The 23,837-nt window shown below is 55.5% G+C and carries 19 protein-coding genes; 16 read left to right on the forward strand and 3 right to left on the reverse strand.

Annotated features, from left to right (window positions below; translation table 11 throughout):
- Positions 1–30 precede the first annotated feature (30 nt).
- A complete protein-coding gene (locus MLE19_RS01190; protein WP_240716239.1) occupies positions 31–846 on the reverse strand; it encodes a TlpA disulfide reductase family protein in 816 nt (271 codons plus the stop codon).
- A gap of 147 nt (positions 847–993) precedes the next feature.
- Positions 994–2,760 carry a sugar phosphorylase gene (locus tag MLE19_RS01195; protein WP_240716240.1) on the reverse strand — a complete coding sequence of 589 codons (1,767 nt, stop codon included), beginning with the start codon at positions 2,758–2,760 and terminating at the stop codon, positions 994–996.
- A 212-nt stretch (positions 2,761–2,972) separates the two neighbouring features.
- On the opposite strand from MLE19_RS01195, the gene nrdR reads away from it, so the two are divergent.
- The 14 genes from nrdR to MLE19_RS01265 all read left to right on the forward strand — a co-directional run bounded on the left by nrdR (position 2,973) and on the right by MLE19_RS01265 (position 21,572).
- Complete coding sequence (gene nrdR, locus MLE19_RS01200; protein WP_240716241.1) at positions 2,973–3,452, forward strand: transcriptional regulator NrdR; 480 nt, start codon at positions 2,973–2,975, stop codon at positions 3,450–3,452.
- Positions 3,449–4,615 (forward strand): bifunctional diaminohydroxyphosphoribosylaminopyrimidine deaminase/5-amino-6-(5-phosphoribosylamino)uracil reductase RibD, encoded by a 1,167-nt coding sequence (gene ribD / locus MLE19_RS01205; RefSeq protein ID WP_240716242.1) that lies wholly within the window; start codon positions 3,449–3,451, stop codon positions 4,613–4,615. The genes nrdR and ribD overlap by 4 nt, the downstream gene beginning before the upstream one ends.
- Before the next feature lie 109 nt (positions 4,616–4,724).
- A complete protein-coding gene (gene ribBA, locus MLE19_RS01210) occupies positions 4,725–5,891 on the forward strand; it encodes a bifunctional 3,4-dihydroxy-2-butanone-4-phosphate synthase/GTP cyclohydrolase II (protein ID WP_240716243.1) in 1,167 nt (388 codons plus the stop codon).
- Between the two features lie 31 nt (positions 5,892–5,922).
- Positions 5,923–6,411 carry a 6,7-dimethyl-8-ribityllumazine synthase gene (ribH, locus tag MLE19_RS01215; protein ID WP_240716244.1) on the forward strand — a complete coding sequence of 163 codons (489 nt, stop codon included), beginning with the start codon at positions 5,923–5,925 and terminating at the stop codon, positions 6,409–6,411.
- The gene (gene nusB, locus MLE19_RS01220; RefSeq protein WP_240716245.1) at positions 6,408–6,902 is read left to right on the forward strand and encodes a transcription antitermination factor NusB; all 495 of its coding nucleotides are present in this window, start codon (positions 6,408–6,410) and stop codon (positions 6,900–6,902) included. Before ribH ends, nusB begins: the two co-directional genes overlap by 4 nt.
- A 36-nt stretch (positions 6,903–6,938) precedes the next feature.
- A complete protein-coding gene (gene thiL / locus MLE19_RS01225) occupies positions 6,939–7,928 on the forward strand; it encodes a thiamine-phosphate kinase (RefSeq protein WP_240716246.1) in 990 nt (329 codons plus the stop codon).
- Complete coding sequence (locus tag MLE19_RS01230) at positions 7,925–8,398, forward strand: phosphatidylglycerophosphatase A family protein (protein ID WP_240716247.1); 474 nt, start codon at positions 7,925–7,927, stop codon at positions 8,396–8,398. Before thiL ends, MLE19_RS01230 begins: the two co-directional genes overlap by 4 nt.
- A gap of 179 nt (positions 8,399–8,577) precedes the next feature.
- Positions 8,578–9,834, forward strand: a complete 1,257-nt coding sequence (locus MLE19_RS01235) for a DUF945 family protein (protein WP_240716248.1) — start codon at positions 8,578–8,580, stop codon at positions 9,832–9,834.
- 114 nt (positions 9,835–9,948) lie between these two features.
- Positions 9,949–12,432, forward strand: a complete 2,484-nt coding sequence (gene lon, locus MLE19_RS01240) for an endopeptidase La (RefSeq protein WP_240716249.1) — start codon at positions 9,949–9,951, stop codon at positions 12,430–12,432.
- A gap of 174 nt (positions 12,433–12,606) precedes the next feature.
- Positions 12,607–14,787 (forward strand): methyl-accepting chemotaxis protein, encoded by a 2,181-nt coding sequence (locus MLE19_RS01245; protein ID WP_240716250.1) that lies wholly within the window; start codon positions 12,607–12,609, stop codon positions 14,785–14,787.
- A gap of 167 nt (positions 14,788–14,954) precedes the next feature.
- The gene (locus MLE19_RS01250; protein ID WP_240716251.1) at positions 14,955–17,129 is read left to right on the forward strand and encodes a methyl-accepting chemotaxis protein; all 2,175 of its coding nucleotides are present in this window, start codon (positions 14,955–14,957) and stop codon (positions 17,127–17,129) included.
- A gap of 186 nt (positions 17,130–17,315) precedes the next feature.
- Positions 17,316–19,160, forward strand: a complete 1,845-nt coding sequence (gene ilvD, locus MLE19_RS01255; RefSeq protein WP_240716252.1) for a dihydroxy-acid dehydratase — start codon at positions 17,316–17,318, stop codon at positions 19,158–19,160.
- A gap of 56 nt (positions 19,161–19,216) precedes the next feature.
- Positions 19,217–20,272, forward strand: coding sequence for an oxidoreductase (locus tag MLE19_RS01260; RefSeq protein ID WP_240716253.1), 1,056 nt, complete (start codon positions 19,217–19,219; stop codon positions 20,270–20,272).
- Positions 20,273–20,540: 268 nt separating this feature from the next.
- The gene (locus MLE19_RS01265; RefSeq protein WP_240716254.1) at positions 20,541–21,572 is read left to right on the forward strand and encodes an IS110 family transposase; all 1,032 of its coding nucleotides are present in this window, start codon (positions 20,541–20,543) and stop codon (positions 21,570–21,572) included.
- Between the two features lie 394 nt (positions 21,573–21,966).
- Here the strand turns inward: MLE19_RS01265 and nudE are convergent, their stop codons facing one another.
- Positions 21,967–22,608: an ADP compounds hydrolase NudE gene (gene nudE / locus MLE19_RS01270; RefSeq protein WP_240716255.1), complete on the reverse strand. Its 642-nt coding sequence runs from the start codon at positions 22,606–22,608 to the stop codon at positions 21,967–21,969.
- Between the two features lie 77 nt (positions 22,609–22,685).
- Between nudE and yrfG the strand changes: the two genes are divergently transcribed.
- Positions 22,686–23,375, forward strand: a complete 690-nt coding sequence (yrfG, locus tag MLE19_RS01275) for a GMP/IMP nucleotidase (protein WP_240716256.1) — start codon at positions 22,686–22,688, stop codon at positions 23,373–23,375.
- Positions 23,375–23,764 (forward strand): RNA-binding S4 domain-containing protein, encoded by a 390-nt coding sequence (locus tag MLE19_RS01280; protein WP_240716257.1) that lies wholly within the window; start codon positions 23,375–23,377, stop codon positions 23,762–23,764. The genes yrfG and MLE19_RS01280 overlap by 1 nt, the downstream gene beginning before the upstream one ends.
- The last annotated feature ends 73 nt before the right edge of the window (positions 23,765–23,837 follow it).

Genomic DNA, 23,837 nt, shown 5'->3' on the forward strand with positions numbered 1-23,837 from the left:
GGAAATCGGTGGTTGGTAAAAAAGAGTGAGTCAGCGCAAACGCTCTAGCCCGCGCTGTAGGGTGGCGCTGGAAAGCTCGCCAAAGTGGGTATTCACCAGCTGACCCGCGGCATTGTAATAGAGCGTGGTTGGCATCGCGTGGGCACCGGTGGCTTGACCAACCGCATTACGAGGGTCGAGCCATACATTGTCTAGCGTGAAGCCATGCTCGTTCATGAAGGCTTCAATCTGTGTCGACGACTCACCCTGGTTAACGAACACAAAGGTGATCCCGGTTTCATTCTGCTGCGCCTGTTCAAAGACCGGCATCTCACGAATACATGGTGGGCACCAGCTGGCCCAAAGATTGACCACCATGGGTTGTTGGCTAGCGTGTGAGAGTTGAGGAAGAGTGATGGGCTCGCCTGCACGGGTGGTCAGTGCCGTATCCGGAAGGGGGCGAGACTGATGCTCCATGAGCGTTGCGCTGCCCGCGGTTAACCCCCAAACCAATCCGCCCACCAAAAGCGCGCCACTGAGCGGGGCTCGCTGGCGGGGCGAACGCCACAAAGCCCAGCCAGCGTAGGCTAGGCCAACGACAATGCCACCGACAATATCAAAGCCCCCGTCGCGGATATCCAAGCGGGAAAGCAGGCCGTCATACTCGACCCAGTAACGCACCACGAAGACCAGACGCGCGCCAATAAAAGCGACAAAGAGCAGTGTAAATAGCGTATCGCTGACGGGAACGCGGTGGCGTCTTCCCAGTAGCGCCCCGGCAAGCAACGCTAATAAAAAAGCCAGGCCAATCAATAGCTGATGAATACTAAAACCCATCGGCCCGAGGGCAACACTCTGTTGCAGCATAAGCAAACATAATCCCTGAAATAATGATGTACTGGGATTATCGCAGCACGACATTATTTAAGGATTATGCACGACCTGCCTGGGGCGTTTTGTCGCAACGTAAGTGGCTGCCAAAGGCGGTTATTGCAAATGATGCTGTCGATTGTATTAGCTCGGAGCCACCAGCCAGCGTACTGCATAAGGGGGCAGAGCACCTTCAGCGACCCAAGGGTTGCCAGGGTCGAGTGCTTGCCACGCGTGCTGGCTCAGCGCCTGGGTCACCGCCTCGCCCACGTTCTCTAAAGGAAGCGGAAGGTCGGTAACATTGTATAGCGCTAACAGGCGGCGCCCATCGTGCAATGGGCCACGCTCCACCGCCAGCAATTCCGGGGCCGAGACCAGCACCCGCTGTGCGGCATTGGGATGAAAGCAGGGCTCTTGGCGGCGCTGGTCTAATAGCCGGTTTAGGGCATGGAAAACATCGTGTGTGGGGGTCGAAGGGCTATCTAACAGCAAATCCAACTCGTTACGCTGCCAGCGGCGTCGATTAATCGAGCGCAGCCGTCCACTACGCTCAACGCCCTCAACGTCGTTGAGCGTGCCCGTTAGCGTGTGGATATAGAGAGCGGGAATGCCCTGCAAACTAAGCATGATCGCTTGGCTGCACAGGAAACGGGCGATCTGCCACGGATCCGGGCCTCGGCGGGTACCGCGCATGGCTTCAAACCAAGTGATGTTGATCTCGTACGGCGTGTCGCTACCGTCAGGATTGCTGCGCATGCTGACGAAGCCACCGAAACGGTGCATCAGCTCAAGTAGCGCATCGCGCTCGTGATCGGGCAGTAGGCCCTCTAGCGGGCGCACACCAATGCCGTCGTGGCTGGCAGTAAAGTTCAGGTAGGTACAGTGATCGGGGAGAACCGGCAGGCTAGCAAGCCAAGTTTGCAGCGTGCTGGCTTCACCGCGGGTGAGGGTGTGCAATAGCAGCGGGGGTAGGGCAAATTGATACACCATATGAGCTTCGTCCGGCCCCCCTTTCGCTAGACGATCTAAGCCAAAATAGCTGATGTTTTCCTGATGGGGCACATTGGTTTCAGTAATCAGTAGAGTGCCTGGAGCGACATGGTCCACAATGGCTCGCAGCAGCCGCACCACGGTGTGGGTTTCCGGCAGGTGGATACAGGCAGTACCTAACTTCTTCCACAGAAAGGCCACCGCATCCAAGCGCACAATGCGCGTACCCTGCTCTAGGTAGAACAGCAAAATACCCACAAACTCGAGCAGCACGTCGGGGTTTTCAAAGTTTAAATCAAGCTGGTCTTCAGAGAACGTTGCCCAAAGGTAGCGAGTGCCTCGCCGGGTGGAAATTGGGACTAATAGAGGGCTGCTGCGTGGTCGTACCACCTGGGAAACATCGGTATCTGGATCGACTTCGATAAAGTAATCGCGCCCGGGCAGGCTGCCGCTCAGATAGTCCACAAACCAGAGCGATTCCCGGGAAACATGGTTGAGTACTAGGTCGGCCATTAAATCGTAATGGCTGGCGAGTTCGCGGATATGCGACCAGTCGCCGAGATCGGGATTAACTTCCCGGTAGTGGATTACCGAGAACCCATCATCGCTGCTCCACGGGAAGAAGGGTAGTACGTGTACGCCACTGATACGTTCGCCCAGCCGTGCCTGGAGGAAATCGCTAAGGACTGCCAGTGGAGGCACGCCCTCCTCTATAATGGAGTCCCCATAGCTGATCACCCACTGATCTTTTTCGCTCCATGAAGGTGCGTTTTTTGGTCTAGCCTCGCTGAGTGTGGGTGTAATTGGGGCAAGCGACTGAAAGTACTCCAGGCGTTGGTTCAAGCGGCGCTGTACTTCCCCTGCCCTGGGCCCGTAAAGGTGGCTGAGGTAGTCATGAACGGTCTGCTCAAAGGGGGGCATGAGTGGCTCCTGATAAACAATCTGCCACAAACGCTGCAGCTTGTGTGCCAAATCGTTACAATATGTGGTTGATACCGCATTTAAGCGCTAACCTTCATTAGCTTACGACAATTGTTAGCGCTTTAAACGCCATTAATAGCATAGTCATTGACAGGTTATAACAAGCTTACTCGTGCAGTACGCCGACACGAGCTGACAACAGGTTGACCGCCATGCATTGCCCATTTTGTGGTGCAAACGATACTAGAGTGACCGATTCACGGTTAGTAGCCGACGGCGACCAAGTGCGCCGGCGTCGCCAGTGTGCGAGCTGCCATGAGCGTTTTACCACCTATGAAACCGCTGAATTGGTGATGCCTCGTGTGGTGAAGTCGGACGGCTCCCGTGAGAGCTTTAATGAAGCCAAACTAAGGGCAGGCATGCTGCGCGCGCTGGAAAAGCGCCCTGTCAGCGCAGAGGCCATTGAAGCGGCGGTAGAGCGTATCCGTCAAACGTTACGGGCGCGGGGTGACCGTGAGATCAATGCCCGTGATATCGGCGAGTCGGTCATGCAGGCGCTGAAAACCCTTGATCATGTTGCGTATATCCGTTTTGCCTCGGTGTACCGCAAGTTCCAGGATTTGGATGAGTTTCGTGCTGAGATTGACCGGCTTTCTCAAGAGCCCTCAAACAAGAGCGGGCCGTCAAAATGAGCACCCATTTTAGCCAAGCCGACCATCGCTATATGGCGCGGGCGCTAAAGCTAGCGCAGAAAGGGCTCTACACCACTGATCCTAATCCTCGGGTCGGCTGTGTGATCGTGCGTGATGAAAAGATTGTGGGCGAAGGCTATCATCTGCGCGCTGGTGAACCCCATGCAGAAATCCATGCTTTAAACGCTGCGGGCGAGCAGGCTCAAGGCGCGACCGCTTATGTCACCCTGGAGCCTTGTTCGCATACGGGGCGCACAGGCCCCTGTGCTCAAGCGCTTATACTTGCCAAAGTCGCACGCGTGGTCGTCGCGATGGTGGATCCTAACCCCCGTGTTAGCGGCAGCGGTATACGGTTACTCGAAGATGCCGGCATTGAAGTGGCCGTGGGGTTACTTGAGAGTGAAGCGCGTGCACTGAATCCCGGCTTTATTGCCCGCATGACGCTGCAGCGCCCCTTTGTGCGTTTGAAAATGGCGATGAGTTTAGATGGCCGTACTGCCATGGGATCAGGCGAGTCGCAATGGATTACCGGCCCAGAAGCACGCACTCAAGTGCAGCGGCTGCGAGCACGCTCCAGCGCCATATTGAGTGGCGTCGAATCGATTATAATGGACGATTCACGGCTTACCTTGCGAGCAGAGCAGTTGAAGCTTGGTAATGTCGATGAGGTATTACACCGTCAGCCTCTGCGGGTGATTTTAGATACCCGGCTGCGTTTACCGCTGGCAGCGGCTTGTCTGAGCGAGCCAGGGCGCACACTGGTCATTACCACGCCCGCTCACGCGGCTGAAAAACGTGCTCGATTAACAAAGGCGGGTGCCGAGGTTCAGGTGTTACCGGCCGGCATTGATGGCCGTATCGATCTCGGTTTGATGTTGAAATGGTTAGCCGAAAACGAACAAATTAATGAGCTGTTGGTGGAGACCGGCGCGACCCTGGCGGGGGCTATGCTCGATGCAGAGCTGGTCGACGAGTTGCAACTTTTTGTCGCCCCGACACTGTTAGGTGGAGAGGCACGGCCACTGTTTGCTTTGCCAGGGCTCTCGCGCATGGCCGATCAGCGCCGTTTAATGATTCATGATATACGGGCGGTGGGGCGTGATTGGCGCATTATCGCCTCCCCTCAAGTGACTAGCGCAACAGACGAGAGCACGGTACCCTGACGCGCGAAATCGCAGCTAACGTGACACTTTTTTCCGTGACGAATTTACGTTACAAGCTGGCGCAACAGCTTTTTTGCGACAACGTTATGCGACAACTTTTGGAGATTCCATGGCGCACTCCTCCCCTAGAGGCTTAGCCCCTATCGCCGAGCTGGTGGAAGATATCCGCCAGGGCAAAATGGTGATTCTCATGGACGATGAGGATCGCGAAAACGAAGGTGATATCATCATGGCTGCCGAAAAAGTGCAGGCCGAGCATATCAACTTCATGGCCCGTTTCGCCCGTGGTCTTATCTGTATGCCCATGACCCGCGCCCGCTGCGAGCAACTTAATTTGCCGCTTATGGTGCGCGATAATGGTTCCGGTTTTGGCACCAAATTCACCCTCTCGATTGAAGCGACCGAAGGCGTGACCACCGGTATTTCAGCGGCAGATCGAGCGCGTACGGTGCAAGCCGCGGTGGCGCCACACGCCAAGCCCTCGGATATTGTTCAGCCTGGGCATATTTTTCCGTTGATGGCAGAGCCCGGCGGCGTGCTTCGCCGTGCAGGACACACCGAAGCAGCGTGTGATTTGGCTGCGTTGGCGGGGTGTGACCCCAGCGGTGTCATCTGCGAAGTCATGAACGATGATGGCAGCATGGCGCGCCGGCCCGAGCTTGAAGCCTTTGCCCACGAGCATGGCATTAAAATCGGTACCATTGCGGATTTGATCCACTACCGCATCGTCAACGAGCAGACTATCGATCACCTGGAAGCGTCAACGGTAATGACCTCCCATGGCGAGCTGACACTCCATGTGTTCCGTGATCGTATTCAGGGGGCACACCATTTGGCGTTAGTGAATGGTCAGCCGACACCAGAGGCGTCGACCACCGTTCGTGTGCACCTTACCGACACGTTGCGCGATGTGATGGGCTTAATGAAAGGCGAGCAGTGCCGCTGGGATGCCCACCGGGCCCTGGAAGAGATCGCCAGCTCTGAGTCAGGGGTGTTTGTGTTGATCGATGATGGTCGGCCGCACCAAGATTTAAAAGATCAGCTAGATATCTTTTTGGATCGCGTGCGTCAGCCGCGTACTAGTGATTCCGACGGTGCCGGTAACTACTTAACCATCGGCACCGGCTCGCAAATCCTGCGCTATTTAGGCGTTGGAAAAATGCGACTACTTAGTTCACCGTGGAAGTTTTCCGCGCTGTCTGGCTTTGATCTCGAAGTCGTGGAGCGTTTGGGACCTAATGACACGGCGTATGAGCCAAGCTTTCAGCAAGACTAATTCAGCAGGACTAATCAGCAGGAATAAATTGATGCAATCCCTCACTCAAGTTGAAGGTACTTTTGTTGATGTCGATGGCCGTTATGTCATCGTGGTGGGTCGTTTTAACCACCACGTGGTGGATAGCCTAGTAGAAGGCGCGGTCGACAGCTTGACGCGTCACGGCGTGGACGCCGAACATATCCATATTGTTCACGTGCCGGGTGCCTGGGAGCTGCCGTTGGCCGTTAAGCGCGTGCTGAAAGTAATGAAACCTGATGCCGTTATTGCGTTAGGTGCGGTGATTCGTGGCGGAACGCCTCACTTTGAGTACGTGGCAGGCGGCTGCAACACGGCGATTAATCACTTACAGCTTGAGTTTGAGACCCCGGTCGCTAACGGCGTACTGACCGTGGAAACTATCGAACAAGCGATTGAGCGCGCGGGCACCAAAGCGGGCAACAAGGGCACTGAAGCGGCCATGGCCGCCATGGAAATGGTCTCACTGCTACGCGCGCTGCCGTTAGGAGATAATCAATGAGCGAGCGTAAACCCTCTGCCGCTCAGCAGGGCCGCCACGCGGCGCGTGAGTTAACCGTGCAGGGGCTTTATCAATGGCATATGACGGGTAAATCCATCACTACCATTGAAGCCGAGTTTCGTAGCCAGTTGGCCGATGACGACCTGGAAGACCACGAAAACTGGGTAAAGGTGATGGAGATCGCCGATAAAGCACTGTTTCACGAGCTACTCCACAATACCGTGCGCTTTAAAGCGGAATTGGACCGTGAAATCTCGCCATTACTCGACCGCCGCCTGGAAGATCTCGATGCCGTCGAGCTTGCGATTCTTCGTTTAGGCGCTTACGAGCTGTCCCGGCGAATGGAAGTACCCTATCGTGTAGTTATTAACGAAGGCGTTGAGCTGGCTAAGTCATTTGGCGCCACCGACGGCCATAAATACGTGAACGGCATTCTAGACAAGCTGGCAATTCGCCTGCGTAGTGCCGAGGTCAGCGCTCGTCGTCTCTGAACGCGAGCGTGCTGACAATGCGTTTAAGGGGCCTTTGTGCTTGCCGAATTTGATTTGATCCGACGCTACTTTATGTCGTCGCAGGAGGCGTCGACTGCGTCCAATGGCGTCACACTGGGATGTGGAGACGATGCCACACTACTGGTACCGCGAGCGGGTCAACAACTGGCTGTCAGCGTTGACACCTCAGTAGTGGATATACACTTTCCCCGCGAAGCGCCCGCGTTCGCAGTGGGCCACCGTGCGTTGGCCGTCGCTCTCAGCGACCTGGCTGCGATGGGGGCAACGTCACGCTGGTGTTTAATGGCGTTGACCCTTGATCAGCGCCAATTTGCCGATGATCAGGCAACTCACGCGTGGCTAGCGGACTATGCGCGTGGTTTTCATGCGCTCAGCCAGCAGCATGCCACAACGTTGGTAGGGGGCGATGTCACCTCCGGCGCGCTGTCTATAGGCGTTACTGTGATGGGTGAGGTGCCCGGTGGCGAAGCGCTCACCCGCGGCGGGGCTCAACCCGATGATCTCATTGCGGTAACTGGTGCCCTTGGCGGTGGGGCCGCCGGGTTGGCGCTGTGGAAAAAGGGCGAGCGCGATCTTGAACATCCGCTGTTACGTCGCTACTTGCTACCGGAGCCGCGCTTAACGGCAGGCGTGGCACTGCGTGGTTTAGCCACTGCAGCGATGGATATTTCCGATGGTTTAATGGCCGACTTGGCACACCTACGTGAAGCTTCACGGGTAGGCGCTGTCATTGACTTAGAGGCACTGCCATTAGCCGATGAGCTGGAAAGCACGCTCGGTCATGAAGCTGCTATACGCGCAGCGCTTTCCGGCGGGGATGATTATGAGTTGCTCGTGACGTTAAGCGCTGACGATATAGGCCTAGCGCAGCAGCGCCTAATGGCGCTGGGCTTATCGCTGACGGTTATTGGTCGCTGTTGCGAGACACTAGGCGTAAGCGCCGCTGACCAGAGTGATCTCACTGGCTACGCCGGTTGGCAGCATTTTAGTGGGGAAGCGCCATGAATCGTGCACCGAAAAGTGTCTGGCGTCGCCCAACACATTTTTTTGCTTTTGGCTTAGGTAGCGGCACGGTACCTTGGGCACCCGGTACCTTTGGCACTCTGGCGGCGATTCCGTTTTACTGGATGATGGCGGAATTGCCCTTAGGGTGGTATCTAAGTATTTGTTTTGTTGCTTTTGTTGTCGGCGTTTGGCTATGCGATAAAACCTCCCACGATTTAGGTGTACACGATCACTCGGGTATTGTGTGGGATGAATTTGTCGGTTACTGGTTGACCATGGCCGCGGTTCCTTTTTCATGGGAAGCTGCGCTATGGGGGTTTGTGGTGTTTCGCATCTTCGATGTCTTTAAGCCCTGGCCGATACGCTGGGCTGATCGCCGTGTAGCGGGGGGCTTTGGCATTATGATCGATGATGTGATGGCAGGGGTTTACGCCTGGAGTACGATGCACCTATGGTTCTGGCTGCACTAAAAGAGTGAGTGGCAAGGAGAGTAGTGATCAGTAAATAACGAGGTAGTAACGGGTAGTTCGAGCAGTGACTAGCAATTAAAGTAGTAATAAGTAATTAGAAAGTATTAAGTAGTGACGAGAAGCGGTTGATAACTTTTTCGGGTGCGTTGGCTGCAAGGCGTTGGCTTCAAGGAGGTAGCATGCGCAAGGAACGTCTGATTGTCCCCACGCTGGCGATAATCGCCGTGGTATGGGTGGCAGCGCAACTGCTTTCAAGCGTTTTATTCGAGCGCAGCCTGCGCCAAGCGCTAGAGGATTTGGAGGCGCGTGGCGAGTGGCGTGTCAACCGTACTGAGAGTCGCCAGGGCTGGCTAAGTTCCCAAGGCAGGTTGATACTTTCACCGCTGCTGGGTCGCCCTTGGCGGCTTGAGCTGACCTATAGCGCACGCCACGGTATTTTAAGCACGGATGTCGAAGGCACCGTGTTACCCCGCCTGGACACCGTGCTACAGCAAGCCGTCGGTGAAGTCACAGCGCCTTCGGTTCCGCGCTGGCAGGGGCGTTATCACACCCTAAGCGGCCACAGCGAGCTGCGCCTGGCGCTGGCGCCCTTTGTGATTCAACAAAATGGCCGAGAGTTAGCCGTGCGTGGTGGGCGGCTCAGACTGGAAGGTGTTTTTGGTGATTGGCGATTACGCGCGCTGCTAGATCAACTAACCCTGACCGATGGTATGGCCCAGCTTGCGCTAGGGGCCACGGAACTTGAAAGCCGCTATACCTATACCGACGGCGCCTATCACTTTGCCCAGCGCGATCACCTGCACATTGAAACCCTGACGTTAAGCTACCCCTCCTATGACATTCAGCTCTCGCCGCTCGACCTGAACAGCCATATGGTGCTGGATGAAAGCGAGCTGCGTATCAAGGGCGATTTGGAAGTGGGCGATGTGATGGTGCCCTCTGAAGCGCCTGACATGCCGCTGCTGAATGGTCGAATAGAGTTGGAGCTTTCACGCTTAAACGCAGACGCGGTGCGTCACGCTATTCGCCGTTTACGCCAGGAAGCGGCCTGGGGAGACGCTAGTCTGCCCATGGCTGAAGGGTTGCTTGCCCGCCTAGAGCCTGATTTGCGCAAGATGCTCAGCGACTCGCCGCGTTTAGATGTGATGACCGTCGCCATTGATAGCCCGCTGCTAGGTATTCGGTTGGATGCGGACGGCGCACTATTTTTTGATGCGCGTCAGCTGGACGAACTCAGTGTGATCCATCTTAGTGAAGAGAAAGAGCAGGCAAAGTGGCTTGAGCGTATCGATGGCGACTTCACCTGGCACGATGCTCCCACCGTCGCTGCGTTATGGTTGGGGCTGCCGCTGGGCACTCGTGAGCTGCAGTTCGATGTGGTGCGCGGCGTATGGCGCGTTAATGGGCGCCCTATGCCCGAACTGTGGCCTCAATGAACGCTATAAACCGACTGTTCTACTGCTGAAGGGTTGAAGTTTCTGCTCTGTGCCCGCATTCCATGAACAAAGCTAGGCGGTGGTCACCGCCGGTATCGGTTCATTGGAGGACGCATGAGCGACCAGGATTACGAACGCGATCACGAACACCTCGATTGGCAACTTGACGATGAAGAGTCATCCTCAAATAGCGATAAATCTGACAATGTCGACGATAAAAGCAGCGAAGAGTATCGCTCAGACGGCGAACGGGTGAACTCACTGGTACCCGCCAGTGAGATGCTGCCCGAGCGCATCTACCTTCTACCCATTCATAACCGTCCCTTCTTCCCTGCCCAGGTTCAGCCGCTGGTCGTTAATCGTGAGCGCTGGGAAGAGACTATGCGTCGCGTGGGGAATACCCCGCATCACACCCTGGGCGTAGCCTTTGTCGGTGAGCAGGGCGTTACTTCTTTGGGTCATGAAGACTTTCCAGAGATCGGTACCGCGGTCAAAGTGCATAAACTCAAAGGCGAAGACGATCAGATCCAGTTTATCGCCCAGGGGCTTCAGCGCTTTAAAATTACCCGCTGGCTCTCCAAAGAGCCGCCTTATCTAGTCGAAGTCACTTACCCTAAAGAGCCGGTAGATGCGGAGAACGAAGAGACCCGCGCCTACGCCATGGCGATCATTAACGGCATTAAAGAGCTACTGCCCATCAACCCGCTGTATGGCGAAGAGCTGAAGCACTACCTGAACCGCTTTAGCCCTCATCAGCCGGGGCCGTTGACCGACTTTGCCGCTGCCATTACTTCCGCCAAAGGTCCTGAACTTCAGGATGTGCTGGCCACACTGTCAGTAGAAGAGCGGATGCAGAAAGTGTTGCCGCTACTGCGTAAAGAGATCGATGTGGCGCTGCTGCAGGGTGAGATCAGCGAGCAGGTCAACGCGCAAATGCAGGATCGTCAGCGCGAGTTTTTCCTGCGTGAGCAGCTAAAGGTCATCCAGCGTGAACTGGGTATTTCCAAAGATGATCGTGATAACGACGTCGATACCTTCAGAGCACGGCTGGAATCCCTGGTTGTGCCCGAGCGTGTGCAAACGCGTATTGACGATGAACTCAATAAACTCAGCGTGCTGGAAACCGGTTCACCCGAGTATGGCACCACGCGTAACTACTTGGATTGGCTAACTTCGCTGCCTTGGGGGGTGACCAGCCAGGACCAGTTGGATCTACCCCACGCCCGCAAAGTGCTGGATCGCGACCACGACGGCCTGAAAGACGTTAAAGAGCGGATTATCGAATTTCTGGCCGAAGGCACTTTCAAAGGTGATGTCGGTGGTTCGATCGTGCTTCTCGTCGGCCCGCCAGGGGTGGGTAAAACCTCGATTGGTCGTTCGATTGCCGAAGCGTTAGGTCGCCAGTTTTACCGCTTCTCCGTGGGTGGTATGCGTGATGAGGCAGAGATTAAAGGCCATCGGCGTACCTATGTGGGCGCGATGCCCGGCAAGTTGGTGCAGGCCTTTAAAGAGGTCGAGGTAGAAAACCCCGTTATCATGCTGGATGAGATCGACAAGCTAGGTCAGTCCTTCCAGGGCGACCCCGCCTCGGCGCTGCTGGAAGTGCTCGACCCCGAGCAGAACGTCGATTTCCTTGATCACTATCTTGATGTGCGCATGGATCTCTCCAAGGTGCTGTTTATATGCACCGCCAATACCCTGGACTCGATTCCTGGGCCGCTGCTTGACCGCATGGAGCAGATCCGCCTTTCTGGCTATATCGCCGAAGAGAAACTGGCCATTGCCAAGCACCACCTGTGGCCAAAGCTGCTCAAACGCGACAACCTGACCAAAAAGCGCATCAGCTTATCCGATGCGGCCTTGAAGCAGGTGATTGAAGGCTACGCTCGTGAAGCCGGGGTGCGTCAGTTAGAGAAACAGCTTCACCGTATCGTGCGTAAATCGGCCGTTAAGCTGCTCGAAGAGGAGCCCGAAACTGTCAAGATTTCGGTTAAAAACTTGGAGGAGTTCTTGGGCGCACCGCTTTTCCGGAAGGAGAAAGTACTCACCGGCGAAGGGGTAGTCACTGGCTTGGCCTGGACCTCGATGGGGGGTGCTACGCTGCCCATTGAAGCGGGCAAAGTACACTCGCTGGATCGTGGCTTTAAGTTGACCGGTAAGCTGGGTGAAGTGATGCAGGAGTCTGCCAATATTGCTTACAGCTACACTCTTGGTCATCTGCAGGAGTATGGCGCTGACGCAGACTTCTTTGACTCTGCGTTTGTGCACTTACACGTACCCGAAGGGGCCACGCCAAAAGATGGTCCTTCAGCGGGCGTTACCATGACGACTGCCTTAATGTCCCTCGCCAAGCATCACGCCATTGATCGGCCATTGGCAATGACGGGTGAGCTAACCTTAACCGGCCAAGTGCTGCCCGTCGGCGGTATTCGTGAGAAGGTGATTGCCGCGCGGCGTAGCGATATTTTTGAATTGATTCTGCCCGATGCTAACAAACGCGACTACGAAGAGTTGCCGGATTACCTTAAACAGGGCATGACGGTGCATTTTGCTAAACGCTACCGCGATGTGGCGGACGTAGTGTTTGGGCGTGGATAGGCCCGGTCGATAACGCTACGTATCCATAGCTTTAGCGATGGATACGACTCCTTTGAAAGCGCCGTACTCAAGTACGGCGCTTTTTTACATCTGTTTACTGGTTTGAATCCCTGTCGAGTGACGATAATAGCGTATGGTTTAAAAAATTAAGAATAACTTCCCTAGGGAGCATCTATGCGCAATAACCAGCCCGTAACTCAACGCGAATATGTCTTGAGCGAAGAGGCGGTACTCATTTCCCGTTCGGATTTAAAAGGGAATGTCACTTACGCAAACCCTACATTTGTCGAGGTTAGTGGCTACAGCCGTGAAGAACTCATCGGCTCTCCTCATAATCTCCTTCGCCACCCCGATATGCCAGAAGCCGCTTACGCCGACTTCTGGAAAACCATTCAGGCTGGGGCAACGTGGCAAGGCGTGGTCAAAAACCGACGTAAAAATGGCGATCACTACTGGGTACACGCTACCGTAGCACCGCTGCGGGATGGCGAACGCGTTGCGGGTTACACCTCCGTTCGTCGTAAAGCCTCCGCGAAGGCAGTGGCCAGGGCAGAGAAGGTCTACGCCGACATCCGTGAAAAGGGCAAGTCACGCCACTATAAGCTGGCCCAGGGGACGCTGCGGCGCAAAGGCGTGACTGGTATGCTGGCGCGCTTTCAATTCACCAGCCTGAAAGCCAAGCTCACCAGTATGGTCGTGGCGTCACTGCTGCTGCTTGGTCTCGCGGGTGGGCTAGGGGTGTATGCGCTGATGGTCTCTGGCGAGCGTTTGGAAACGCTTAACCGTTCGGGGCTGGGCGATGTCGCGACGCTGCAGCATATAGAGCGTTACATTGGGCAAACGGTTGAGACGTTGGAGCCTGCGGTGCGTAACCCGCGCAGTGCTGATCTAGAGGCCGTTAGCGCAGATATTGGCCAATATGCAGAAGCCATGCAGACGCTGTGGGCAGATTACTATGCAGACGAACCTGCTACTGATGAATCTGCTACTGATGAAGCTGCTCAGGACTTTGATAGCACGCTGACCACATGGGCTGCTGCGGTGCAAACCGCCCTGGTTTCAATTCGGGAGGGGAATGGTTTCGCGGCTTTTGAAGCGTTTAATGATGTTGTGGTGCCCAGCACTGAATCACTGCGTGAGATTAACAGCGCGCTGGTCGAGCAAGTGCGCGTCGATGCCGAAACGTTGGTCTCTCAGGCGCAAGACGCTCGCCAGCAGATGCTGATCGCCCAGCTGGTATTACTGGCCGTTGGCTTTTTGGTCATGATTGGCCTGAGCGTGATGATTTTGAAATCCGTGTTCCGCAGCTTGTCAGGCGCGCGCTATATTACTTTCCAAATCGCAGCTGGCAACTTGGCTGCTCGAGAGCGCCGCCAAACGAACGACGAATTGGGTGAGCTGCTTTACTCGTTGGATACCATGCGCTTTAGTCTATCCAGCATTGTGGGTGATGTAGAGGGTCGAGTGTCGGTAGTGACCCCAGCGATTCAGCAAATAGCCGCTGAAAATGAAGAACTCTCTTCGCGTACGGAGCAGCAGGCGTCATCGCTTCAGCAAACCGCGTCGAGCATGGAAGAGATGACCTCGACGGTTCAGCAGAATACCGAGAATGCCCGCCAGGCGACCGATCTGGCTGTGCAAAATGCTGCCAGCACTAAGGATACCGGCCAGCAGATGCAGCAGTTGGTGGAACGCATGCAGCGTATCGCTCAAAGTGCTGAAAAGATGACCGAGATGATCAGTGTGATCGACGGCATTGCTTTTCAAACCAATATACTGGCTCTGAACGCATCGGTTGAGGCCGCTCGGGCTGGCGAACATGGCCGTGGCTTTGCGGTTGTTGCCAGCGAAGTACGCAACCTGGCAGGACGGAGTGCGGATGCTGCCCAAGAAATTCGTAAGATGATCGATAGCACCACGCAAGAGGTGAGCGGTGGCCGCAGTGCAGTCGAGCAGGCGGAACGAGCCATTGAAGAGGTGTCTCAGCAGGTTAGCCGGGTCAGTGAGTTGATGGCCGCCATCAGCACTGCCTCTACCGAGCAGAGCAGTGGGATTGGTCAAATTAACTCGGCGATTGCCGAAATGGATCATGTCACTCAGCAGAACGCCTCTAAAGTGCAGTCGATAGCGGCGTCGGCCGATAACCTCTCCATCGAAGCCTTTGAGCTCGCTAACGTGGTTGATGCATTCCGTTTGGAAGGCGCTCAAGATGAGAACATTCAAGAGGCGCGGGCGAAGTTACAGCGTGCTAACCACGCAATCAGCAAAGCAACCCAACGTTTACCCTCTTCTGCTGAACCCCGCGCTAAACCACCCACCACACAACCTCAAGCCGAGCAGTGGGAAGAGTTTTAGCGCTACAGCCCTTAGGTGATTGATTTCCCTTAATTCGTTTTAATGACATGCCACCCTTTGCGGTGGCATGTTTTATGCATTGCTCCTACTTGAAAAGACCCAGCTGTGTGGAGTGCAGCTAAGTCTAAAGACGGCTTAGGCCTTAATAAAAAAGTAGGGGATTTTAAATGCCACAAGCTACGCAAGCGACATCAGCTGTTTACGAGATGGCAGATGACGAAGTGCTAATTTCTCGCTCAGACCTCCAGGGTAGAATCACCTACGCCAACCAAACTTTTGTGGAAGTAAGCGGCTACTCGCTCGATGAAATAATGGGTGAGCCGCATAGCTTGTTTCGCCACCCCTCTATGCCCAAAGCCGTCTTTCAGAACTTATGGGAAACCATTGAGGCGGGTAAAACCTGGCAGGGCTTGATCAAGAACCGTCGCCAAAATGGCGAGGCGTATTGGATGCATACCACTATCGCGCCCCTCCTCGATAGTGAACGCGTAGTGGGCTATACCTCTATCCGCCGTAAAGCCGCAGCAAAGGCCATTGCACAGGCAGAGCGCGTTTACGCTGCCATGCAAGCGGGTAAGACACGTGGCTTTAAGCTCCATTATGGTGCAATACGCTCTACGGGTGTGCGCGGATGGGTCAAGCGGTTTAGTTTCAGCAGTATGCAGGCCAAGCTAATGGGGATGGTGCTGGCTTCGATTATTTTATTGGTGATCGCAGGGGCTGCGGGTGTTTATGGTTTAACCAGTTCTGCTGAGCGACTGCGCACGCTTAATCAAACAGGCCTTGAAGGGATTACCGATCTTCAACAGATCGACCAGCGGGTTAGCCAGGCAATTCAGGCATTAGAGCCTGCTGTACGTAACCCCCGCCGTGCGGACCTAGACGTGTTAGAAACACAGCTAACCACCATGAGTGCGGAAATCGAACAATCATGGCAGGGCTACACCGAGCAGCGCGAAACGGGCAGTGTGCAGGAAGGGTTGACCGCACACCTCACCACCTTTATTGATGGGTCTGATCTCACTCTGACCGCTATTCGTGATGGCAATGGGTTTGCCGCCTTTGAAGCCTTTAATGACACCGTGCAGCCGACCTCTGAAAGTATTAGCGCCACTATTAACTTATTGGTTGATCAGGAAAGAGCCGCGGCTCAAGCGCTGATGGCAAATGCTGAGCAGCAGCAACAGGCGTTGCTCTATGGCCAGCTAGGTGTGCTGCTGCTCGGTATTGTACTGATGATCGGGCTAAGCATGGCCGTACTCAAATCGCTGATTAAATCACTCAATGAAGCACGGCGAGTAACGTTCCAAATTGCGGCAGGGAACCTGGCCAATCGAGTGACCTTAAAGCGCAACGATGAGTTGGGCGAGCTGCTGAGTTCGCTGGAAACCATGCGTGCCAGCCTGTCAGGCCTGATCACAGAGGTGGGCAATAAGGTCGATGTGGTGACCCCTGCCTCGGAGCATATTAAACAACAGAACGAAGACTTGGCATCCCGCACCGAGCAGCAGGCATCATCGCTGCAGCAAACGGCGTCTAGCATGGATCAAATGACGGCGACGGTGCAGCAAAACACCGAAAACGCCCGCCAAGCTAATCAACTGGCCATGCAAAACGCCACCACCAGCCGTGAAACCGGCGAGCGCATGCAGGCGCTTGTGGAGCGTATGGAACGTATTGCTGACAGTGCCAATAAAATGACCGACATCATCAGTGTCATTGACGGTATCGCGTTCCAGACCAACATTCTGGCGTTAAATGCCTCGGTGGAAGCCGCAAGGGCGGGCGAGCAGGGGCGTGGTTTTGCCGTGGTGGCTAATGAAGTACGTAACTTGGCTGGGCGCAGCGCCGATGCCGCTGGCGAAATTCGCCGCTTGATCGACACCTCCTCCCAGGAGATCAGCGGTGGCGCCCAGGCAGTAAAAGAAGCCGAAGCCGCCATTGATCAAGTTGTTAACCAGGTCATGAAAGTCAGCGATATTATGGAGGAGATCAGCACCGCCTCCGATGAACAGAGCAAGGGTATCGCGCAAATCAACACCGCTGTTTCCGAAATGGATCATGTCACCCAGCAGAACGCCTCCAAGGTGCAGTCGATTTCCAGTGCTGCTCAAAATCTCACCCGTGAAGCCCTCAGCCTCGCTAACGTTATCGCCGCTTTCCGCTTAGAGGGTGCGGCCGACGAGAGCAGTGAGACTGCCCGTGAGCGCTTGCTTAAACAAGCAGGGCTTGCGCTCACGCCACCATTAGGGGCAGCTCCTGCGTTAGCCTCTCCCCACCGCTCATCCTCTAAGCGCACTGCCCATGCCCAGCCAGCCGAAGAGGCGTGGGAAACCTTCTGATAAAACAGCGCCATGGAGGGCGCTTCCTTCGCTACTGTCATCTATGCTCTTCCTCGAACCCTGCCTCTAGTCTCTACGCAACGCTCATGCCACAATCTAAGACCTTTGGAATGCCCCCCAGCCCACGCTTTTATGCAGTGGGCTGATAAATAAAAGACAGTAAAAAAATAGACAGTAGAGGACGCCATGCCAGAGTATCGCTCACGCACCACCACCGCTGGCCGTAATATGGCCGGTGCCCGCGCGCTATGGCGCGCAACGGGTATGCAGGACGGTGATTTTCAAAAGCCGATTATTGCGGTCGCCAACTCCTTCACCCAGTTCGTGCCCGGCCATGTTCACTTAAAAGACATGGGCCAACTGGTCGCGCGGGAAATTGAGAAAGCCGGTGGCGTAGCGAAAGAGTTCAATACCATTGCGGTGGATGACGGCATCGCCATGGGGCACGACGGCATGCTCTACTCGCTGCCAAGCCGCGATTTAATCGCCGACAGCGTTGAGTATATGTGCAATGCCCACTGCGCCGATGCGCTGGTGTGTATCTCCAACTGCGATAAAATCACCCCAGGAATGCTGATGGCTGCTCTGCGCCTCAATATTCCCGTTATCTTCGTTTCCGGCGGCCCCATGGAAGCCGGAAAAACCAAGCTGCTTAACCATGGGCTGGATTTAGTTGATGCCATGGTCATGGCCGCTGACGACAGCGTCGATGATGATACCCTTGCCGAAGTAGAGCGTAGCGCTTGCCCCACCTGTGGCAGCTGCTCAGGCATGTTTACCGCCAATTCGATGAACTGCCTGACCGAGGCGCTGGGCTTGGCTTTACCCGGTAACGGCACCATGCTGGCCACCCACTCTGATCGCCGCCGCCTGTTTGAAACCGCCGGCCATCGAATTGTTGAGCTGGCCAAGCGCTACTACGAAGGCGAGGAAGTGCATTTGCTACCCCGCGCCATAGCCTCCAAGGCGGCGTTTAAAAATGCCATGACCCTGGATATCGCCATGGGCGGTTCCACGAATACTATCCTGCACTTCCTCGCCGCGGCCCAGGAAGCCGAGCTGGACTTCACTATGTCGGATATCGACCGGCTCTCCCGTGAAGTTCCCCAGCTATGTAAAGTCGCACCCAATACCCAGAAGTACCACATCGAAGACGTTCACCGTGCGGGCGGTATCATGGCGATTCTGGGCGAGTTGGATCGCGCGGGCGTGCTGGATACCTCGGTGCCCACCGTGTATGGCGATAGCCTGAAAGAGGCGTTGGATGAGTGGGATATCATGCGCTCGCCCAGTGCCGAGGTGGTTGAGTTTTTCAAAGCAGGCCCGGGCGGCGTGCCGACTCAGGTAGCGTTTTCACAAAGTGCCCGCTGGCCAAGCCTGGATGGCGACCGCACTACGGGCTGTATTCGCGATCTTGAGCACGCGTTTTCCCAGCAGGGCGGCTTAGCGGTGCTTTACGGCAATATCGCCCTGGATGGCTGCGTGGTGAAAACCGCAGGCGTCGACGAGTCGATATTGGTCTTTGAAGGTCCTGCCCATGTGGTTGAGTCCCAGGATCAAGCAGTCGCCGATGTGCTCGCAGATAAAGTTAAAGCAGGCGATGTGGTGGTTATCCGCTACGAAGGCCCTAAGGGTGGCCCCGGTATGCAGGAAATGCTCTATCCCACCTCCTATCTCAAATCCAAAGGGTTGGGTAAGGCCTGCGCACTACTCACCGACGGGCGTTTCTCAGGCGGCACCTCCGGACTTTCCATTGGCCATGTTTCGCCAGAGGCCGCTGCGGGTGGCGCGATTGGCTTGATCGAGCAGGGCGACCTGATCCGCATCGATATTCCCAATCGCTCGATCAATGTCCAACTGACGGATGCCGAACTGGTAGCTCGCCGCGAGGCGATGGAAGCCAAAGGTGCCACGGCCTGGAAGCCTGCTGAACAGCGCCCCCGTAAGATAACGCCGGCGCTTAAAGCCTATGCGCTACTGGCGACATCTGCCGATAAAGGGGCGGTTCGTGATTTAAGCAAACTCGACTGATACAGGTAGCTGAAACACACAGCTAAAACATGCAATAGGCTCGAGTAAGGAATCAAATGAAGGCAATTATAAACGTTGGTTTAGTCGGCTATGGTTTTGCTAGCCAAACCTTCCATGCACCACTGATCCAGGCCACGGAGGGCCTGGATTTAGTGGCCGTCTCTTCAAGCGACGCTGCCAAGGTGCAGGCATCACTTCCCAATGTAGAGGTTGAGGCTCAGGCATTAGCGCTCTGCAAACGCAGTGATATCGACCTGATTGTGATCCCAACGCCTAACGATACGCACTATTCTATCGCTAAGGCGGCGTTGACGGCGGGTAAGCATGTGGTGATCGATAAACCGTTTACGGTCACGCTCTCAGAGGCCAAATTGCTGAAGGCGCTGGCAGAAGATAAACAACGCCTGCTATCGGCCTTTCACAACCGCCGCTGGGACAGCGACTTTCTGACCGTTAAAGCGCTGCTTAAAGCGGGCACACTAGGGCGACTGGTCAATTTTGAATCCCATTTTGACCGCTTCCGCCCGGAAGTGCGCGACCGCTGGCGAGAGAAGGCTGCCCCCGGTGGGGGGATCTGGTACGACCTGGGCCCACACCTGTTGGATCAAGCCTGCGAGCTGTTTGGCATGCCCCAGGCTATTCTGCTGGAACTGGGCGCGCAGCGGGATGGCGCCAAGGCCGACGATGACTTCCTGGCGCTGCTCGACTACGAAGGCTTTCGCGTTACTTTGGCGGCGGGTACGCTGGTGGCCGAACCAACACCGCGCTTTCGGATTAATGGCACTCAAGGCAGCTTCATAAAATACGGTCTGGATCCGCAAGAAGATCGCTTGAAAGCAGGCGAAGTGCCGACACCGCAGTGGGGTGAAGACACCCAACATGGCACCCTGACGCTGCGCAAAGAGGAGAGCGAAAACGCGCCGCTAACGCGCTGTGAACTTCCAACCCTGCCAGGGGACTACTTGGCCTATTACCAAGGTATCACCGCCGCTATCCGTGATAAAACACCGCTCCCTGTAAGTGTCGACGACGCCTTGCGCTCAATGGCCCTGCTGGAAGCAGGCCTGGACAGCCACCGCCAACGGCGATGGATAGCATTGAAAAATCATTGAGGTAAAGGGTGCAGGGTGAATCGTGAGTGGGTTTTCGTAGCGCGGCGTAAGCGTCAGCGCACCCGCGGAAGCAGGGCGAAGCGATGCCGGGGTTGGTTCCGTGCCATTGGGCGTCGTTCCGCCGCCTCCCGCGGGTGCCTCATTCGCTCGTGCCTCGCGAGATTCGTTACCCAATGGGATGGACTCCTCCTCACCCTACTCCGGCGTCTGTGCGCCATACTGGTAGGTGGTTGAAAAACTATCAGCTTGAGAGTCAGGAGAAGCCCATATGAACATTAGCCGAGTGGGTGTGGATATCGCAAAGTCTGTCTTTCACGTTCATGGCGTTGATCGACATGAGCAGACTCAGTGGCGGGGTAAATATGCCCGTAACAAGTGGCTGGATGCAATCTGTCGCCGTGTTCAAGGTTCCCTTATTGGCATGGAAGCGTGTGCCTCGGCTCATTATTGGGCACGGGAACTTCAAGCACGGGGTTACCAGGTAAAGCTGATCGCCGCTCAGTTCGTGAAGCCTTACGTTAAAACGAATAAAAATGATCGGGCAGATGCCGAAGCCATTTGTGAGGCATTAGGCCGTCCCACGATGCGCTTTGTCGCCGTTAAAACCGTTGATCAACAGGACTGCCAAGCCACTCACCGGATACGCGAAGAGCTGATTAGCCAGCGCACGGCGAAGGCCAATCAAATCCGTGGCCTCGTCGGTGAGTATGGCTTTATTACCCCCGCGGGTATCCAGCAGTTGCGGCGGGCGCTACCTCTCTGGCTGGAGGATGCCACCAACGGGCTCAGTGACCGCTTTCGCCGCCTATTGGCCGACTTAGCAGATGACCTACGCTATTTAGATGAGCGCGTTGAGCAGCTCACCACTACCATTGAAACGCATGCCAACACCGACCCGGTCGCCAAGCGCTTAATGACCCTGCGCGGCATTGGCCCCATTACCGCCAGTGCGTTATCGGGCGTGCTGGGTGATGGCGCTATCTATAAGCGTGGACGCGACTTTGCCGCCTCATTAGGGCTGACCCCGCGGCAACATAGCACGGGCGGGCGAGAGCGCCTGCTGGGGATCAGTAAACGTGGCAATAGTTACTTGCGAAAGCTGCTGGTCCATGGCGCACGAGCGGTGCTGCGTTTTGCCGTCAGGCAAGAAGACGGGCTTAGTCAGTGGATCAAGCACCTGGCGGTGCGCAAACATCGCAACGTGGCTATTGTGGCGCTAGCCAACAAGACCGCGCGTATGGCGTGGGCCGTCACGCGTTACGAGGTGCCGTATAACCCTGAGTTGGCTGCCGCGGCGTAAGCAGGCGACGTGGCCAGCAACATTTAACCTTTAACCAGTGTTCCCACCACCCCGATTGCAACACCACAAGAGAGATGGCGAACAGGTCGAACCGACGCCGGGCCATACCGTGTAGCGCGTAGAGCATAAAAGCTCGTTTACCCTGCGGGTACCCGGCGTGCGAATAGCCCATTAAGGTCCGATGCCCACACGTTAGGCATCTTTGACGAGACCGGATATACGCTAGCAGTCGACATTGCTGCCATGACCTTTTGTGCTTGCAAGCGAGGAGGAGTCCATATACGCGCTACGATACGTGCTCGAAGCTGAACCTTTGGGTTTTCGTAGCGGGTAAGCGAAGCGCACCCGCGACAGTGGCCTACTCACTTCTTACTACTTACTATTCACTGACCTTTCAAAGCAAATCCGTCGCGCTATTGCGTTTCTCTTCCCGCAACCTGTCTCGGGCGATATAGAGCGCGGCGATGGCGCGGGCTTCGTGAAAATCCTCGCGTAGGAGAAGGGTAGTTATATCTTCGATGGCGTGGGTTTCAACGATGAGTGGCTCTGGCTCATCTCCTGGCAGGCGCTTGGGGTAAAGATCGGTGGCTAGCAGTACCTGCATTCGGTGGCGCATATAGTTAGGCGCCAGAGAAAGCTCTACCAGCGGTTCAATACGATGCGCACCCACCCCACACTCCTCCATTAACTCGCGGTTAGCCGCGGTAATGATATCTTCACCGGGGTCGACCAGACCCTTAGGCAGAGTGAGCACATAATCTTCAAAACCGGCCGCGTATTCGCGAATCAGCAGCACGTGGTCTGGGTCGGGCATTGCCACCATCATCACCGCGCCCCGATCGGCACCGGTTAAGCGTTCAAACTGACGCTCTTCACCATTAGAAAAGCGCAAATCAAGTGACTCAATCTGAAACAGACGGCTCTGGGCGACGCGGGTGCGCGCTAGAATCTGCGGCTTACGCTGGTAGCCTGAGCGATGATCGTAGCTATCTTCAGCGCGGTTAAAGGGTGGTTGCGTTGGGGGATAAGTAGACATAAACGTGTGCCTCCATGGCTGGAAAAAGGCGGTTAAGCTACAATAGCATGCTTACTCCTTATGCGACTGGAGCGGCAATGATTGATTGGCGCGAGATAGACACCGTCCTACTAGATATGGATGGCACGCTGCTGGACTTACACTTCGACAGCCACTTCTGGCTGGAGCATTTACCGCGACGCTACCGTGAACTGCACCAACTTGACGAAGCCTCTCAAGAAGCGCTGCGCGCGCGCATCATCGGCGAGCAGGGTACCTTGAACTGGTACAGCTTAGCTTACTGGAGCCGCGAGCTCGGGGTAGATATTGTTGCCCTGAAACAGGAAGTTCAGCACCTGATAGGCCTGCGCAGTGACGCACTGGATTTTCTAAAATGGCTGAAGCAAGCACATCCAAGGGTGGTACTCGCCACCAACGCTGATCGCGCAAGCCTGGCACTGAAGCTACCCCTCACCGGCTTGGAAAGCTACTTGGACGCTATCGTTTCGTCAGAAGATGTTGGCGCGGCGAAAGAGGAGCAGGCGTTCTGGTTTGCATTACAGGATATAGAAGCCTTCGATCCCGCGCGCACGCTGTTTATTGACGACAATCCTCGTGTGCTTGAGAGCGCTCGTGAGTTTGGTATTAAACATTTGCTGGGGATTAAACAGCCTGATAGCAAGCGCCCTGAAAAAGAGCTTCTGGAATTCATCGCGCTTGATCGCTTTGCCCATCTGTTACCCGAACAACTGCCAGAACAGCTGACAGAAACGCAAGGAGAGCGTTAATGAGCGAAAGTGTACGCTTAGATAAATGGCTTTGGGCCGCGCGTTTTTTTAAGACCCGCGCACTTGCTAAAAAAGCGATTGAAGGCGGCAAAGTTAATTATGACGGTGGCCGCGCGAAAACCAGCAAACAGGTAGAAATCGGTGCGCTTATTCGCGTGCCCCAGGGGTGGGAGATATTAGAGGTAGAGGTTTTATCACTCTCTGATCAACGCCGTGGGGCGCCTGAAGCGCGCACACTCTATGCGGAAACCGAAGAAAGCATTCAACGCCGGGCTAAAGAGGCTGAAGCAAGGCGCCTCACTAATGAGGCGATGCAGCATCCGCTCAAACGCCCTGATAAAAAGCAGCGTCGCGACATTCAGCGCTTTCAGCGCCATCAGGGTGAGTAACCTTCCATTAATAAACCAGTTCAACTAGCCGTCTTTAAATACTCGCTGTACTTAAATAACTAGGTTGCCAAAT

The organism is Vreelandella neptunia, assembly GCF_022489065.1.
In the GTDB taxonomy this organism is placed as follows: Bacteria; Pseudomonadota; Gammaproteobacteria; order Pseudomonadales; family Halomonadaceae; genus Vreelandella; species Vreelandella neptunia_A.

Bases quoted from the DNA above. Each gene is read 5' to 3' on its own strand.
- MLE19_RS01235 (WP_240716248.1), top strand. From the start codon at position 8,578: ATGCGCAAGGAACGTCTGATTGTCCCCACGCTGGCGATAATCGCCGTG.
- nudE (WP_240716255.1), bottom strand. From the start codon at position 22,608: ATGTCTACTTATCCCCCAACGCAACCACCCTTTAACCGCGCTGAAGAT.
- MLE19_RS01230 (WP_240716247.1), top strand. From the start codon at position 7,925: ATGAATCGTGCACCGAAAAGTGTCTGGCGTCGCCCAACACATTTTTTT.
- MLE19_RS01260 (WP_240716253.1), top strand. From the start codon at position 19,217: ATGAAGGCAATTATAAACGTTGGTTTAGTCGGCTATGGTTTTGCTAGC.
- lon (WP_240716249.1), top strand. From the start codon at position 9,949: ATGAGCGACCAGGATTACGAACGCGATCACGAACACCTCGATTGGCAA.
- yrfG (WP_240716256.1), top strand. From the start codon at position 22,686: ATGATTGATTGGCGCGAGATAGACACCGTCCTACTAGATATGGATGGC.
- MLE19_RS01190 (WP_240716239.1), bottom strand. From the start codon at position 846: ATGCTGCAACAGAGTGTTGCCCTCGGGCCGATGGGTTTTAGTATTCAT.
- MLE19_RS01250 (WP_240716251.1), top strand. From the start codon at position 14,955: ATGCCACAAGCTACGCAAGCGACATCAGCTGTTTACGAGATGGCAGAT.
- MLE19_RS01265 (WP_240716254.1), top strand. From the start codon at position 20,541: ATGAACATTAGCCGAGTGGGTGTGGATATCGCAAAGTCTGTCTTTCAC.
- MLE19_RS01280 (WP_240716257.1), top strand. From the start codon at position 23,375: ATGAGCGAAAGTGTACGCTTAGATAAATGGCTTTGGGCCGCGCGTTTT.
- MLE19_RS01245 (WP_240716250.1), top strand. From the start codon at position 12,607: ATGCGCAATAACCAGCCCGTAACTCAACGCGAATATGTCTTGAGCGAA.
- ilvD (WP_240716252.1), top strand. From the start codon at position 17,316: ATGCCAGAGTATCGCTCACGCACCACCACCGCTGGCCGTAATATGGCC.
- ribH (WP_240716244.1), top strand. From the start codon at position 5,923: ATGCAATCCCTCACTCAAGTTGAAGGTACTTTTGTTGATGTCGATGGC.
- nusB (WP_240716245.1), top strand. From the start codon at position 6,408: ATGAGCGAGCGTAAACCCTCTGCCGCTCAGCAGGGCCGCCACGCGGCG.
- ribBA (WP_240716243.1), top strand. From the start codon at position 4,725: ATGGCGCACTCCTCCCCTAGAGGCTTAGCCCCTATCGCCGAGCTGGTG.
- MLE19_RS01195 (WP_240716240.1), bottom strand. From the start codon at position 2,760: ATGCCCCCCTTTGAGCAGACCGTTCATGACTACCTCAGCCACCTTTAC.
- ribD (WP_240716242.1), top strand. From the start codon at position 3,449: ATGAGCACCCATTTTAGCCAAGCCGACCATCGCTATATGGCGCGGGCG.
- nrdR (WP_240716241.1), top strand. From the start codon at position 2,973: ATGCATTGCCCATTTTGTGGTGCAAACGATACTAGAGTGACCGATTCA.